General features: G+C 43.6%; 13 protein-coding genes and 2 pseudogenes. 4 read left to right on the forward strand and 11 right to left on the reverse strand.

Features of this window, described 5'->3' with window-relative positions; genetic code table 11:
• Positions 1 to 223 precede the first annotated feature (223 nt).
• A complete protein-coding gene (rpsT, locus tag KW548_15680; protein ID QXX06475.1) occupies positions 224 to 484 on the forward strand; it encodes a 30S ribosomal protein S20 in 261 nt (86 codons plus the stop codon).
• Positions 485 to 584: 100 nt separating this feature from the next.
• On the opposite strand, the gene KW548_15685 is transcribed toward rpsT, so the two are convergent.
• Positions 585 to 890, reverse strand: coding sequence for a metalloregulator ArsR/SmtB family transcription factor (locus KW548_15685; protein QXX06476.1), 306 nt, complete (start codon positions 888 to 890; stop codon positions 585 to 587).
• 129 nt (positions 891 to 1,019) lie between these two features.
• Positions 1,020 to 1,910: a transcriptional activator NhaR gene (nhaR, locus tag KW548_15690; protein ID QXX06477.1), complete on the reverse strand. Its 891-nt coding sequence runs from the start codon at positions 1,908 to 1,910 to the stop codon at positions 1,020 to 1,022.
• 405 nt (positions 1,911 to 2,315) lie between these two features.
• Between nhaR and KW548_15695 the strand changes: the two genes are divergently transcribed.
• Entirely contained in the window at positions 2,316 to 3,461 is a 1,146-nt protein-coding gene (locus KW548_15695; GenBank protein ID QXX06478.1) for a Na/Pi symporter, read from the forward strand.
• A 579-nt stretch (positions 3,462 to 4,040) separates the two neighbouring features.
• Here KW548_15695 and KW548_15700 read toward each other — a convergent pair.
• The 5 genes and pseudogenes from KW548_15700 to rppH form a co-directional block, all read right to left on the reverse strand.
• Positions 4,041 to 4,892: a thymidylate synthase gene (locus KW548_15700; GenBank protein ID QXX06479.1), complete on the reverse strand. Its 852-nt coding sequence runs from the start codon at positions 4,890 to 4,892 to the stop codon at positions 4,041 to 4,043.
• Between the two features lie 9 nt (positions 4,893 to 4,901).
• A complete protein-coding gene (gene lgt / locus KW548_15705; protein ID QXX06480.1) occupies positions 4,902 to 5,723 on the reverse strand; it encodes a prolipoprotein diacylglyceryl transferase in 822 nt (273 codons plus the stop codon).
• A 45-nt stretch (positions 5,724 to 5,768) separates the two neighbouring features.
• Positions 5,769 to 6,559 (reverse strand): annotated as a pseudogene (locus tag KW548_15710) (sulfite exporter TauE/SafE family protein).
• Between the two features lie 8 nt (positions 6,560 to 6,567).
• Positions 6,568 to 8,814, reverse strand: coding sequence for a phosphoenolpyruvate--protein phosphotransferase (gene ptsP / locus KW548_15715; protein QXX06481.1), 2,247 nt, complete (start codon positions 8,812 to 8,814; stop codon positions 6,568 to 6,570).
• A gap of 2 nt (positions 8,815 to 8,816) precedes the next feature.
• On the reverse strand, positions 8,817 to 9,335 hold the full coding sequence (rppH, locus tag KW548_15720; GenBank protein ID QXX06482.1) for an RNA pyrophosphohydrolase: 519 nt from the start codon (positions 9,333 to 9,335) through the stop codon (positions 8,817 to 8,819).
• 622 nt (positions 9,336 to 9,957) lie between these two features.
• On the opposite strand from rppH, the pseudogene mutH reads away from it, so the two are divergent.
• Positions 9,958 to 10,622 (forward strand): annotated as a pseudogene (mutH, locus tag KW548_15725) (DNA mismatch repair endonuclease MutH).
• Between the two features lies 1 nt (position 10,623).
• Here the strand turns inward: mutH and KW548_15730 are convergent.
• The gene (locus KW548_15730; GenBank protein QXX06483.1) at positions 10,624 to 10,935 is read right to left on the reverse strand and encodes a hypothetical protein; all 312 of its coding nucleotides are present in this window, start codon (positions 10,933 to 10,935) and stop codon (positions 10,624 to 10,626) included.
• A gap of 126 nt (positions 10,936 to 11,061) precedes the next feature.
• Between KW548_15730 and KW548_15735 the strand changes: the two genes are divergently transcribed.
• The gene (locus KW548_15735; GenBank protein QXX06484.1) at positions 11,062 to 12,096 is read left to right on the forward strand and encodes an NADP(H)-dependent aldo-keto reductase; all 1,035 of its coding nucleotides are present in this window, start codon (positions 11,062 to 11,064) and stop codon (positions 12,094 to 12,096) included.
• A 71-nt stretch (positions 12,097 to 12,167) separates the two neighbouring features.
• On the opposite strand, the gene KW548_15740 is transcribed toward KW548_15735, so the two are convergent.
• From KW548_15740 to KW548_15750, 3 genes are all read right to left on the reverse strand, one after another.
• Positions 12,168 to 12,419, reverse strand: a complete 252-nt coding sequence (locus KW548_15740; GenBank protein QXX06485.1) for a DUF1127 domain-containing protein — start codon at positions 12,417 to 12,419, stop codon at positions 12,168 to 12,170.
• Positions 12,420 to 12,923: 504 nt separating this feature from the next.
• Positions 12,924 to 14,258 carry a sigma-54-dependent Fis family transcriptional regulator gene (locus KW548_15745; GenBank protein QXX06486.1) on the reverse strand — a complete coding sequence of 445 codons (1,335 nt, stop codon included), beginning with the start codon at positions 14,256 to 14,258 and terminating at the stop codon, positions 12,924 to 12,926.
• A gap of 303 nt (positions 14,259 to 14,561) precedes the next feature.
• Positions 14,562 to 15,899 (reverse strand): MATE family efflux transporter, encoded by a 1,338-nt coding sequence (locus KW548_15750; protein ID QXX06487.1) that lies wholly within the window; start codon positions 15,897 to 15,899, stop codon positions 14,562 to 14,564.
• Between the last annotated feature and the right edge of the window lie 17 nt (positions 15,900 to 15,916).

The raw sequence follows: 15,916 nt of genomic DNA on the forward strand, positions 1-15,916 counted from the left end.
TCTACTCTATGACAGGAATGTCAGGGCTAGAGCAGATTAGTATTAGCAATGAAAAAAAAATACTGATAGAATCCCCGCCATCTTAACCGTGAAGACCTATCTAATCCAAAATTTGTTTGGTCCCGATTGGTTTTTACACAAATCATTTGACATTTAAGCGTAAATGAGGGATATTCCTCGCCCTTAAATTGTCACCGAACCTAAGTTTTTGGGAGTTAGACCCTTGGCAAATAGTAAATCTGCTAAGAAGCGCGCTATCCAAGCTGAGAAACGTCGCCAGCACAATGCTAGCCGTCGTTCAATGATGCGCACTTACATGAAGAAAACTGTTGCTGCTATCGAAGCAGGCGACAAAGCTGCTGCAACTGAAGCATTTGCTACAGTTACACCAATCCTAGACCGCATGGCGACTAAAGGCCTTATTCACAAGAATAAAGCTGCACGTCACAAGTCTCGTTTCGCTGCTGCAATCAAAGCTCTTTAATAGAACTCTGATTTATCAGTGAAAAAAAACCGGCTCAAGCCGGTTTTTTTATATCTCAACGTCAAACAGTGAGCATTTCAGCTCTAACCATAATGAATCATTAGTCCATTACTTCGCTGCAGTATAGGCTGTGTAGCAAGTGGATCATTGATTTCACTTCTTCACTACTTAACGTATAAAACACCGTTTGTGCTTCTTTACGTGTATTAACCAAGCCATCACGGCGTAACCATGCTAGGTGTTGCGATAAAGCAGACTGACTCAGCTCCAATTTGCTACATAACTCCCCAACAGAGAGTTCTTGGTTATGCAATAAACATAAAATCTGCAAACGTCTCTCATTCGCCATCGCTTTAAGTAGCACCACCGCTTTGGCAGAATTCTTTTCCATTTCTTGTAAGTTCATCGGCTAGTACCCCTTGAAACAACAAAACATCAACAAATCTCAGCCTGCAATTTATAAATTGATACATTTATAGCTGATACTAATCTATTTGCACTCAGTAATCTATTTGTAGAAATCAAAAAAAAGTGTTCACTGAAAGAGATTCGTGAAGTCTGCATCACAGACGTTCTTCACAGCAGGGTGTTGAATCATTCTTTCGGCGAAAATAACGTAGTATTCCTCTTTAAGTTCATCAATATGACCAATCAACTGCAAAGGCAAGTCACTTTCTACTTCTGATAAATATAAAGAAGGGGCGAGAAAAATAACATCGTGGTGATAGCGCGCGAAAGACTTCATTAGAGCGACATCATCAAACTCCCCAAGAACGTTCGGTTGAAGCCCTTGTCGATCAAACCATTGGAGAACTTTTCGTCCCATTGCGGTTCGGCTGCCAGGTATCAACAATTTCCGTTGTTCAAGCACTGAAGGAAATGTGGCTTGTGCAACGCTGCTACTAGAGAAGAAACTCATATTGCACTCACCTAGCTTTTTACTGTACAAACCAGGGCTTTGACTGGAGTCGACTGGGCAATCGGACAAAATCATATCCAGCTTATGCTGAGACAACTGCTCAAGCAACATCTCATGGGTCGATTCAAAACAGCGTAAATGGATACTGTTGTCAGGAGGTACTGTGGTCATCAAAATTTTACTGACTAGACGCTTTGATAAGGCATCCGCGACACCGACATCAAACAGGATATTTGAGCGCTGGCTATAGTTGACAATATCCAGCATTTCGTAGCTCAAACCAAACATGCGATCCGCATATTTAAACACCAGTTGGCCAAGTTCTGTCGGCTCAATACTTCGGCCATTCCTTTTAGTCAACTTCCCATCCATTCGCTCTTCAAGCGCCTTGATCTGCCCTGTTACAGTCTGAGGGGTCAGAAACAGAGCATCGGCAGCTTTGGTCACTGAGCCTTGTTTACACACCATCCAAAAGTAATATAGATGGTTGTAGTTTAAGTGCGACATGAAAATTTTCTCTGTATTACATATGGCTATGTTTATAGCAGAAGCTTTAAATCACCACAATAATTCGGAAAAACTTAACTTTTCATCAATAAAAATCAATTTTACCGAAAAAAAATAAGCGAATTATGACAACTCACGTTCATACAGACTGATACAAGGCTTGAGTTTCGTGAACTGCGTCGACTTTCTCACAGTCTATTAAAACATTTTAAAATATAAAAAATAACTATATTTCAACAATTTAAAACAAATTAAAATCTCAATTCACAAAGCTAATCTTCATATCCAAATAAAAAAAAATCCATTACACACAACTGTAATATTAATGAAATATTTCCCATCTACTATCGCCCACAGTTTCAACAACCGACCAATACAAATTTATACGGTCCACGGAGAAAAATTATGAACCAAGCTACTACTGCAGCGGCACCTATCTCGAGCACAACTCGCTGGTTACGCTGGGCTAACTTGGCATTCATGTTATATCTACTGCTTCTAGCAGTATCTATGGTAGGCAGTGGCTTTAAATGGGCAACAGGCGATCAAGCGAAAGTGTTGTTCGAATTTGCTTCACACCCGGTCGCAGGTCTAATGATCGGTCTTGTCGCCACCGCTCTTATTCAGTCTTCTAGTACAGTGACCTCTATAATCGTTGGTCTTGTGGCTGGCGGCTTACCTGTGGAAACCGCGATCCCGATGATCATGGGTGCAAACATCGGCACTACGGTAACCAATACATTGGTTTCTCTGGGACATATTCGTAACAAAGAAGAGTTCAAACGTGCGTTTGCAAGCGCGACGATTCACGACTTCTTCAACCTTCTGGCGGTTGCTATTTTCCTACCACTGGAAATGATGTTTGGCATTCTAGAAAAGATTTCTCACTGGTTGGTTTCACCATTCCTAGCAACGGGTGACATGAGTATGAAAGGTCTAAACTTCATTAAACCAATCACTAAGCCTGTTGTAAGCGCAGTGAAAGAGCCTCTTGCTACATTTGGTGATACTGTCGGCGGCGTGCTACTTATCGTTCTTGGTATCGCCACTATCTTCGTCGCTATCACTGTAATGGGCAAACTGATGAAGAGCTTAATGGTTGGCCGTGCTCGTGAAATTCTAAAGAGCGCAATTGGCCGTGGCCCAATTCACGGTATTTTCTCTGGATCTGTGGTTACCGTACTGGTTCAGTCTTCATCAACAACCACCAGCCTAATGGTTCCACTTGTTGGCTCGGGTGTATTGAAAGTTCGTGACGTATACCCATTCACTCTAGGTGCAAACATAGGTACATGTATTACTGCACTACTGGCGGCAACAGCTGCATCAGGTGAGTTCGCAGTATTCGCTCTACAAATTGCTTTGGTGCACTTAGCATTCAACATACTAGCCACCGTCTTTATTTTTGGTATTCCGTTCTTGCGTGAACTACCAGTTAAAGCTGCAGACATCATCTCCGATATGGCAGTGAAGAACAAAGCTGTAGTGGCTGGTTACCTTGTTGCAGTATTCCTTGTACTACCAGGTAGCATCCTAGCGCTGACGGCTTAATTGGCAAGACCATCGCTTATGCAAGGCCCGTAACTTAGGTTGCGGGCTTTTTTGCGTTTAGGAAGAGGGATATGGGAACGGGCTTCGCCCTACGGAGAGCTGGAGAACTTAAAGGGTTGGCACAATATACATATCAGCCTTTTGTTTTTATTACCGTCATCCTCAAGAGCGAGGAACGAGAGAGTTGGGGATCTCTTATAGCAAGTTGAAAACCATGAGAGATTCCCTACTCGCTCCTTCGTCACTCTATGGGATGACCGCTCATACATCAAAGCATAACAAACCATGTCATCCTCAAGAGTGAGGTACGAACGAGTTGGGGATCTCTTAAAGCGAGTTGATAGCTTAAGGAGATTCCCTACTCGCTCCTTCTTCACTCTATGGAATGACCCAATATTGCATTGGTCTCCTCAATCTGGACAAAGCTCGCCCGTCCCTACATCCCAAAGGCGCAGCGTTCCGTAGGGCGAAGTCCGCTCCCGATCTCCAGTAGCGAAGAGTTCCATAGGGCCCAGCCCGTTCTATTTCTCACAAAAAAAGCCGCCCTGTGCTAGGCGGCTCTTTCACAACTTGTGTTTATTATACCGAAAACGGATACTGGATCGGATCGTGATGCTCGTAACCTTCAACCCAGAAATCATCGAGCGTAACCCAAGTTTCCAAATCTTCTAGTGACTTAATCTCAGGGTTAATATGGAACGTAGGTACTGCTAAAGGCTCACGCTTCAACTGTACATCACGCATTAACTCAAGTTGATCTTCATAGATATGAGCATTCACTATCTTGTGGTAAGCCAATCCCGGCTTTTTGCCTGTTATCTGAGCCATGATTGCCAAGAATACGTAAACCTGAACCATATTGAAATTCAGACCAAGAGGCACATCACATGAACGCTGAGTGCTGTTTAAATAAAGCGTATCACCTAACAAAGAGAAATGATGGCTATACATGCAAGGGCGTAAACACCCCATATGAAACTCACCAGGGTTGTAGAAATTGAGGATTTCGCCACGATCATCAACACCACGAGTTAAATCATCAACAATCTTGCGTAGCTGGTCGATATAACCACCGTCAGGTTTAGCCCATGCACGCCCTTGAACACCATAAACACGCCCCATATCATCTTCACCTTTACGGTAAGGATTATTAAGCCACGCTTCGTTGAGGTTGGCGTTCGCATCCCAGGTTTTGGTGCCTAGCTGGCGAAAATCTTCCGCACTGTCGTAACCACGAATGTAACCGAGCAGCTCAGCCACCGCAGCTTTCCAAAAGCTTTTACGCGTTGTCACTAATGGGAACTGGTTGCTGCCAACATCGTAAGTCAGATCAGCGTTGATAACCGTCAGGCAGCGTTTGCCTGTACGCTCATTTTCAATCCACTCACCTTGCTCAACAATTCGCTGACAGAGTTCTAAATACTGTTTCACACCGGTTCCTTACTTCATTTGTTGTGGGATTTCATCTTTGTAATGACCACGCTGGTAAGCCCATACCATCATAAGGAGCCCAACGATAACCATAGGTAGAGAGAGGATCTGTCCCATTGAGATAAATCCACCAAATAAACCAAGATGGGCATCGGGCTCACGAACGTACTCAACGAGGAAACGGAATGTACCATATCCTGCTAAAAATAACCCTGACACCGCACCTAGAGGACGTGGCTTTTTGATGAACCAATTAAGAATGAAGAACAACACAACACCTTCAAGAAGCATTTCATACAATTGAGATGGGTGGCGAGGCAAAGGACCGCCATTTGGGAAGACAATAGCCCACGGCACATCAGTAACACGCCCCCACAGCTCACTGTTCATAAAGTTACCTAAGCGCCCCATACCTAGACCGAATGGCACAAGTGGTGCGATAAAGTCGGCAACACCAAAGAAAGTCCGTCCATTTTTCTTTGCATACCAGAACATCGCCGTAATCACACCCAATAGACCACCGTGGAACGACATTCCACCAGTCCATACTTTAAACAAATAGAGTGGGTCCTGAAGGAATAGGTCAAAATTATAGAAAATTACATAGCCTACTCGACCACCAATCACAACACCAAGAAAACCTGCGAACAATAGGTCCGAAACCTGTTCTCGTGTCCATCCACTGTCTGGCTTATCGGCACGGCGATTCGCTAACCATAATGCGAAGGCAAAACCAACCAAATACATCAGTCCGTACCAGCGAATTGATAGTGGACCAATCGAAACCAGAACGGGATCGATATTAGGAAATTCAAGATATCCCTGAGACATAAAACTATTACTCTTTTGGCATTCAGATAATTAGGTGAGAGTCCGTTACAGCAACATAGTTCCAGCAACAAAGAGTAAAAATACTGCAAAGATTTTTTTCAATGTTGCGGTTGGTAATGATGTAGCTAATTTTGCACCGATACGCGTCGTGAGCATAGAAGTCGACGCAATTGCGATAAGCGCTGGCACATAGACATACCCTAAGCTGTAAGATGGTAATGATTGTGCCTGATAACCATGGAAGATGAAACCTATCATACCAGCAATAGCAATAAAGCAGCCACAAACAGATGAAGAACCAACCGCTTTACGCATTTCAATACCATGTCGGTTCAAAAATGGTACAGACAAAGACCCTCCGCCTATTCCTGCAAGACTTGATACCATGCCAATTCCAGTCCCAATCGACAATGTTGCACCATTGCCAGGCATGCTTCTATGGCTATGCCCCCTAATTGAAAAAAGCATTTGTATCGCCAAACATAACACGATAACACCGAACACTTTAGGTAAATACTGCGAGGGATCCATTCAGCTACATTCGCTCCAAGAAAGCCACCTACCACCACACCCGGCATCAACCATTTCACCACATACATATCCACATTACCGAGTTTAAAATGGTTAAGTGCAGAGGAACCAGAGGTAACAATAATAGAAGCAAGAGAAGTCGCCAAAGCGATTTGCATGCTGATAGCAGGATCAATACCTGCCATCGGAAGCAGAAAAAGCAACGCGGGCACAACAATTAAGCCACCACCGATGCCGAGAAGTCCCGCCATTACCCCTACAACACTGCCAAGAAGGAGCAGCAAGACCAAAAATTCAATATTCACATTTTTCCTTATCGTTTACCTGCGCGGATAAAGCCCGCGAACCCTTTCTCTTCAAAGAATGTTTGCATCATTGTATAAATATTATTGCCATAAGGCTGCATTAAAGCATTGTCAGCAAGTTGTCTTAGTTCCCTACTGTCGGTATGGCGCAGCAAGTATTTCACCTTAGCAACATTGGACGTGTTCATACTCAAACTACGATAGCCCAACCCAACCATCAGAAGCGCACCGATAGGGTCACCCGCCAGTTCACCACAAATACAAACGGGCAGTTGCAGTTGCTGGCAAGTTTGCTGGATATGAGCCAGTGCCATTATCACCGCTGGGTGCATCGACTCATAGACATCAGCAACCCGTGCGTTGTTACGATCAACGGCTAATAAGTATTGTGTCAGATCATTCGTACCAATAGAGACAAAATCAACCTTTTCAGCAATCAGCGGCAAAAGATAAATCATCGATGGTACTTCAATCATCACTCCAATGGCTGGCATTTTCACTCGTTCATCCAATTCTGCGACTTCTTGATGAGCACGATCAATCAAATCAATCGCATCATCCAATTCTTGAGCCCCTGACACCATTGGCAGCAAAATACTCAGATTATCGTGCTCGGCACTGGCTCGCATCATGGCGCGAATTTGCATCAGAAAGATATCTGGATGATCAAGGGTAAATCGAATACCACGCCAACCGAGAAAAGGGTTGTCTTCCTCAATAGGCAGATAAGGCAGCGCTTTATCTCCACCAATATCAAGCGTACGCATGACGACGCGCTTATCGGGGTATGTCTTCAGCACTGATTGATACTGAAGAGTTTGTTCATCTTCAGAAGGGAAGCGATGTTGGAGTAAAAAAGAAATCTCGGTCCGATAGAGACCTACTCCATCGACCCCTTGATTGACAGCAATGTTCGCATCCGCACTCAGACCAGCGTTGAGCAAGACCTCGATACGCACATCATCGCTGGTGCATGCAGGTTCAAGAATTCGCTGGTTGACCATGGTCGCCAACTCGCTCTCTTGATGCGCCAGTTCACGATACTCTTTGAGTAGCTGCTTACCCGGAGAGACAAAGATCTTTCCGCTGTATCCATCAACGATACCACGCTTACCATTAATCGGTTTAGGATTAAGTGTCACCCCCATCACCGCTGGAATACCCAAAGCACGAGACAAAATTGCAGCGTGAGAGTTTGCAGCCCCTTCAAGAGAAACGACAGCAAGGAGCTTTTCCTTAGGAATAGAAGCAAGCAAGGTTGCCGTTAACTCGCGCACAACCAATATCACCGGCTTTTCAATCGATGGCTTATCTTTCTCGGTATTGTGGAGAAAAAACAATAAACGTTGACCCAATTCTTTTATATCTTGAGCCCGCTCTCTGAGGTAAACATCTGACATACGAGCAAATCGATTAGAGTAGCTTTCAACGACTTGCCTCAGTGCCCAATCAGCGCGATCACCTTTTTGGATTTGCGTTTTTAGGTCCTTACGCAACATTGGATCATTAAGCAGGTGTGTAAATAGGTCAAATATCGCCAATGTATCTTTGTTGATTTCACTGTCGAGCTTTTTTCGCATCCGTCGAAAATCGCTCAACGCATCTTCAACCGCTAATAGTAGCCACTCTTGTTCACGCTCAACGTCCAACGTTGATGCTGGATATACATCTGTCAAATCCGGCTGGGTGTCATCCCACCAGAACTCGCCAATAGCAACACCAGAAGATGCAGGAATGCCTTTGATTGCGTGTTGCTTTTTCTCTAAGCGCCAATGTCCCTGCGTTTGCGCATGCGCAATAATCACCGCAAGCTGAGCCGCTAAGGTTACTAGAAAAGATTCTTCGATCTCATCAAACTGACGAGGCTGTTTTTGTTGTACAACCAACACCCCCAATACTTGCTTGCGATAAATGATCGGAGTACCAAGAAAACTTTGATACACCTCTTCGCCTAACTGGGAAAAATATTTAAAACTAGGATGCCGAGAAGCTTCGGCGAGGTTAAGGGGTTCAGCACTACGCTTGACCAAACCGACCAAACCCTCACTGAAATTGATATGAATTTTTTTACCTTTGAAACGCAAGCCTTGAGTTGCCATCAACTCAAGACGCTGCATTTCTTCATTCGCAAGATAGACAGTGCAGCACTCCGTGTTCATTGCGCTGCATGTTTGCTTTACTAAAACTCTGAGTGCCTGATGCACATCATCAACTTTAGATACCTGTTCAACTATGTCCCTTAGTTGAGAAAGCATGTCTATCCTCTTCTGTGTTTGCGTTTACCCTTCGCTTTGCGCTCTTTAAACGGCATTGCGACAGAAGCAAATTCCTTCATCGCTCGACGATAAACGTCTCGCTTAAAGGACACGACTTGCCTGACTGGATACCAGTAACTCACCCAACGCCAACCATCAAATTCAGGGGAATTTCCTCGCTGCATATCAATTCGTGATTCATCACAATCCAGACGAAGAAGGAACCATTTCTGTTTTTGTCCGATACAGACAGGTTTCGAATCCCAGCGCACTAATCGTTTTGGTAGTTTGTACCTTAACCAATGACGGCTAGTCGCTACAATCTTTACGTCTTTTTTAGTAAGACCGACCTCTTCGTATAGTTCCCGAAACATTGCCTGTTCAGGAGTTTCGCCATCATCCATTCCCCCTTGAGGAAATTGCCATGAATGTTGCCCGTATCGTTTAGCCCAGAAGACCTGACCATGGTTGTTACAGATTACAATTCCCACATTTAAGCGGTAACCATCGCCATCTATCACTGGCCAACCTCTAATTAAATTCTTAATTACAGTGATTTTTCCACATATCCCCAGATGTAGCAAACTTACTAGTGTGACTAATACGTAAATTATGGCGCAACTCAGTCTTTATGGATAACTTTTAATCCAAAACACGGTTATTCACACAAAGGTGAGACATAGTCCACATTTATTCACCTTTTCTGTGCATAACCATGTGCAGAATCCTAGAGAAAGTGATCATTCTTTATCCATGAGAACATCACATTTAATACAAGATTTTAAAAGAATAAAATAAAAACCTTTAAAATCAGAATTATAAAAAAATAGAATTTTAAAAATTGCCAAAATAGCAATCCATAAAACACCCCTCACTCAGATCGGTCAAAGATCCACCAGACAGACTTTTATCCACATCACCAACTCAACAAGGCAAGTTATGACCAAAAACTCAAGCAAATTATTGGCCTTAAAACACTGTTTATTCATACACTCCTGATAAAAATTCGTCTTATCTCAACAACACCTGTGGATAACCCCTTAATTGATGATCTTTTAGACACTAATATCCACTTTCAACCAGTCACATTTGGATCAATTTCAGCTACAATAACGGCAACGTTTGACCACCCTGACGATCCTCATGAAGCCCGAACCTAAATCAGAAACCGAATTGCTCAAGCGAGCGAGAGATATTGCTGGCGTGAGTTTTAAGGAACTGGCAGATGAGGCAAACCTAATGGTACCGCCCGACCTAAAAGAGATAAAGGTTGGGTCGGCCAACTGTTGGAATGGCACCTAGGTGCACTCGCGGGAAGCAAACCCCAACAAGATTTTGAGCAGCTTGGAATCGAACTCAAAACGATCCCGATTGGCCATACGGGCAAACCTTTGGAAACCACCTTTGTCTGTGTCGCTCCACTGATTGGAGTACAAGGACTGACTTGGGAAACCAGTCACGTACGCAACAAGCTATCAAGAGTGCTTTGGGTTCCTGTCGAAGGGGAACGTGAGGTCCCACTTGCTGAACGTCGCGTGGGGTCACCTTTAATATGGTCACCAAGTGAAAACGAAGAGTTGCAGCTCAAAACGGATTGGGAAGAATTAATGGAATTGATCGTGCTAGGACACGTGGAACAAATTACCGCTCGCCATGGTGAAGTCCTGCAATTGCGACCAAAAGCCGCGAATAGCAGAGTATTGACTGAAGCGTATGGAGCGAGCGGCAAGCCTATAATGACATTACCGCGAGGGTTCTATCTTCGAACTCAATTTACGGCTCAGATCCTTGAGCAAAACTTTGTTTGATCTAATGTGTGGTTAATGACAGTTCGACATCATGATAAAGTGGACCATCTCCAGCGCCACATTCATCATAAGCATTGTGTAACCTTAGGTAAGCCCTTTCAACGCCCAAACGTAGTAGCTCTTCTTTGACAGAGTCGAGAGACTCAAAATGAATCGGCTTATCATCTTTTTTGATTGGTTCCAGTCTATGTTTGTACTCCACTGCGAGAAGGTAGTGGGAGAGATCTGAACACCCAATGACAAACACCTTGGGTGGTTGGTAGTTATCTTTGTGATGTCCATGGATCCATTTATCTAATTGTTTTTTTTGCATAGCACACCTCCAATTTAATTTTAGTTAACTATGCAAATTTTGCGAAATTGTTATCGAGCACCATTCCTTCTAATGTAGCGATGCCCTATATTGAGATAACAAAGAGAAATTGAGTAAGGAAGTTCAATGCAATACAACAAGTTACCTAATTCCACTCTTGAAATTAGTAAAATCTGCCTTGGCACCATGACCTTTGGTGAACAAAACTCGGAGCAAGACGCTTTCAGTCAACTTGATTATGCACTCGAGCGTGGTGTGAACTTCATCGATACTGCCGAAATGTACCCTGTCCCTCCTAAAGCGGATACCCAAGGTTCTACCGAGCAATACATCGGTAATTGGCTGAAGAAATCAGGGAAGAGAGAAAAAGTCGTACTGGCGACCAAAATTGCAGGGCCGAGAAACGTCCCTTATATTCGTGACAACATGCGTCTAGATAGGCGCAATATCCATCAAGCGATAGACGACAGCTTGCAGAGACTACAAACTGACTACGTTGACTTGTACCAACTGCACTGGCCTCAGCGCAAAACAAACTGTTTTGGCCAACTCAATTATCCATACCCAGATGAGCAGGAAGAAGTCACACTCATTGAGACCCTAGAGAGCTTGGCCGATCTCATTAAAGCAGGCAAAGTGCGTTATATCGGTGTTTCCAATGAAACACCTTGGGGGGTAATGACACTGCTGCGCCTAGCGGAGAAGCATGAACTACCACGCATTATTTCGATTCAGAACCCGTACAACCTACTTAATCGCAGCTTTGAAATCGGTTTGTCGGAAATCAGTCATTATGAAGGTGTTCAGTTACTCGCCTACTCACCATTAGCATTTGGCTGCCTGAGCGGTAAGTATCTCGACAAAGCACGTCCAGAGGGGGCGAGATGTTCATTGTTTGAGCGCTTTGTTCGTTATTTTACTCCGCAAGGAATACAAGCGACACAAGCGTACGTCAACCTAGCTAGACAGCATGGACTCGATCCAGCTCAGATGGCCTTGGCTTTTGTCAATCAACGGCCTTTTGTTGGTTCCAACATTATAGGAGCAACGAATCTGGAACAGCTCAAATCTAATATTGACAGTCTTGATGTCGTATTAAGTGAAGAATTGCTCCAGGGACTTCAGGAAATTGGCACGACTTACTCCAACCCTTGCCCTTAGTGAAAAACCAGCTACTGCATCAGTAGCTGGCTGATAAATTTCGGACCAGTGAAGCAAACTGGTCCTATCCATTACGTAGATATTCGCACACTGAGAACTCGACGAAGATGACGAATACGACGCTCAGCTTTTACGCTATCAGGTTCTGAATGACCAACAGGGCGGCCATCGTTTTCCAAACCAATGTCACGAAGTAAACGTTCGTTTTCCCATGGGATATGGAAAGCACTACGCCTGATTCGACGTTTCCAATCACGCTCTTCACGACGTAAATCAGCTTTAACCAAAAGAGTAGCAAGTTTTAGATAGACAGAATGACTCATGATAAATCTCCAGTTGAATGAGAAACAGCTGGGGAAAATCAACGAATAGACCGAAAAATAAAGACATTTTTAATTCGCTGCTTCCCGCAGCCAATTAAAAAAATGGGTACGGACTAATTACAATATTTGGGTAGAACGGCGATCACACGACGCAGGCTTGCTTTGTTTAGCCACCATGTTCGAAGCTTGATCACAAGACGCAGTCATCAATGAATTGACGTTGAAATGTTTCATTGTGCGCCTCCCAGTAATGTATTAATCCAATAGAAAAGTGTTTCGATATGTGAGCTTATACTCACGATTAAATTTTATGCATAAGCGATGACATTTCAACCATTATTTTGCATAGAATTAAAATACAATGTTTTAACCTAAAAATAACCGCACCAAACTCATGATTATAAGATATTCCACTAGGTGATATAACCTTCAGCGATTTATTCTCTATGTAAATAGAAAAGCCACACGGCTTAAAGTGTGGCTTTATTTAGATAAAACAAATAATTACACTGTTGTATCACTGATTAAGTTATGCTTATTAAGTAATCTATACATAGTAGCACGTGATACACCCAGTTCTTTCGCTGCCATTGATACCTGACCAGAATGAGACTCGAGCACCAATAAAAGCGCATCACGTTCACTTCGTTCACGGATACTTTTTAAACTGCGTTTGCCATCGCTTCGTTTAGGTAAATCGAGGTGTTCTTCATCCAGCATCACTGTCTCAGACATCAGAACAATACGCTTGATCTGATTCATCAATTCACGCACATTACCCGGCCAGTGATAACGAGTCAGAGCTCGTGTGGCTTCTTCGGTGTAACTACGAGCCTGTGCGTTGTATTCCTTGGAGTATTCCTGAAGGAAATGTCGCGCGAGTATTGCGATATCCCCAGCGCGCTCTTTTAAGCTTGGAACATTGATGCGCAACACATTAATGTAGTGGTAAAGCTCTTCATTGAAATCACCATCAATCAAAGCTTTTTCAATATCGGCCGAATTGGCAGCTAGGATCCGTACATCGATTTCCTGACGACCATTCGCTGTCTCAATAGTGCCTTCTTGAAGAAATCGCAATAGATTCAATTGCTGAGACTTAGGTAAGGTCAGGATATCGTTAAGCAATATCGTACCACCATCTGCTTTTTCAAGAATCGAAGGCTCAGAGGTTTCATCTCGGTTAACACCGAATAAGTCACTCTCAAGGCGCCTCTCTGACATCGCGCGACAATTGACAGAAATGAACTCTTTCTGCGCACGAGAAGAGGTTTTATGCACAGCACGAGCTACGGTCTCTTTACCAGTGCCACTCTCACCGTAAATGAGAATGCTCACGTCAGTTGGACCGATACGTTTTATCTGATCACGCAGACGCTTCATTGGGATCGATTCTCCAATCAGCCCCATGTCATTATTACTGCCATAGTGTGGCCAGACTTTTTTCTCTAACTTGAGCATACCAAGTTGATGGCCAATGGTGCTGAGAAGCTGAGCATCTGGAATTGGCGCAGTGAAAAAGTCGATACAAAAGTTAACAATAAATTGGCAAATAGTATCTGAACTTAACTGCGATTCGCGGATAAATGCGAGCCAGCGTACTTGCTTATGATTACTCACCAAATTCGCAATACCATTGAGACTAAACTCGTCATGACTAAGGTCGACAATGCCAATGCATGGTCCTGTTTCGCTGAACAAAGCGTCTGCTTTGCGTAAATCTGCACACTGAGTGCAACGCCATCCTACTTGCTCTAACACCGACAGCCAGGGCTCATACGTACCACCGACAACGATAAGTGAACCAGGAATGGAGTCCATTCGGAACTGACTAGCCATGAAATGTATCCCTATTGATTCAAATTTTAATGCTGTGCCTCTAGAGGCACCAAAACTTAGCCGTTACATTATAGAGACTCGGCAAGATAATCTGTCTCATTACTAAGACTAGCTAGTGAATTATATAAATACCAAACAACAATTCGATCAACATTCGGCACGAGTATGCATCTCTCGACACAAAACGAGACATAGTGCTAAAACTCTACTACAACAATTTCAGACATTACACCTATGCCAGATAAGAAAAATCCGGTACAAGCGTTACCTATACCGGATCCCATTTAAAATAATGTTTACATGTTATGCCAATGCTTGCTCGGATGGCTGTGTGCTATAACGTTGAATGTCTTTTAGTAACATCATCGCCACGATAATACTCAACGCGATATTTGATAACGGGTAAGCAATCCAAATGCCCGGAACGCCTATTAGTTTAGGCATTATGTATAAGAAAGGTAATTGGATCAGCATATTACCTACAGTAACGAACATGGCTTTGCTGCCTTTATTGATCGCCTGATAATAGGCTCCAGCTACAACAAGGAATCCATCCAATGCAAGCGCAAACATATGCAATCGAATGCCAAGAATCGTATTATCAATCAGTTGAGTATCCGATGAATTGAATACCGAGACAAACTCAAGTGGGAAGAGATTCAGCAAAAGAACAAACACCATTCCGATGACTACTGAACTGACCATCGCCACTTTGATCAACTTACGAATATTAATCTGATGACGTGCGCCATGGTTATAGCTAACCAAGGGTTGCATGCCGTTGGCGATCCCCTCGGCAGTCAAGTAATATACAGTGACGATATAGCCCAAAATGGCATAGGCACCAATCAAAAGCTGATCACCGTATTGAGCAAACAAGCTATTGTGTAATGCCACCATAATCGAACCATAGGCGTACATAAAAAAGCTCGATGTACCGATGGAAAATATCTCAGGCACCAAGGCTAACTTAAGTTTCAACTCATCAATTTGTAAGCGAAGTTTGGCTCTTGGTGAGAAGAAGTACACTAATCCAAATAAGGTAACAACCATCTGAGCAACCCCGGTCGCAATCGCTGCACCAGTCAGCTCCCAACCTAGCCAAGCAATAAACAGGTAGTCGAGCACTATGTTGATCACCGCTCCCACGACCATCAATATCGTCGCTAAATTTGGGCTGTCGTCATTACGCAGTAAGAACGGCATGGCAATCGAGCCGAGGGTAAATACGCTGGCACCTATCAAGATATGCAGATACTGTAGCCCTAAATCAAACACTCGTCCTTCAGCACCCTGCCAACGTAAGAAATCATCAGAGAAGAAAAGCAGAACCCCTGATACTACAGGAGTTAATACCAATAGAAGTACCAGACCTGTCGCAAGAGTTTGTTTCGCGCCTAGTGTGTCTTTTTCACCTTGGCGGATCGACACCATTGCTCCTGTCCCTACCCCCACAAGCATGCCAATTCCTAAAATTGAGCCGATCACAGGCCAAGCAACATTGATTCCTGCAAGCCCATCAGCGCCAACATAACGGCCAATAAATACGCCATCAACCACCTGATACAAGCCATTGACTAGCATGGCTGCGACGGTTGGAATTGTGTATTGCCAAAACTGTTTATATATGGAAGTTTGCATAACTCTTTCCATCAGTT

Source organism: Vibrio neptunius (assembly GCA_019339365.1).
Taxonomy (GTDB): domain Bacteria; phylum Pseudomonadota; class Gammaproteobacteria; order Enterobacterales; family Vibrionaceae; genus Vibrio; species Vibrio neptunius.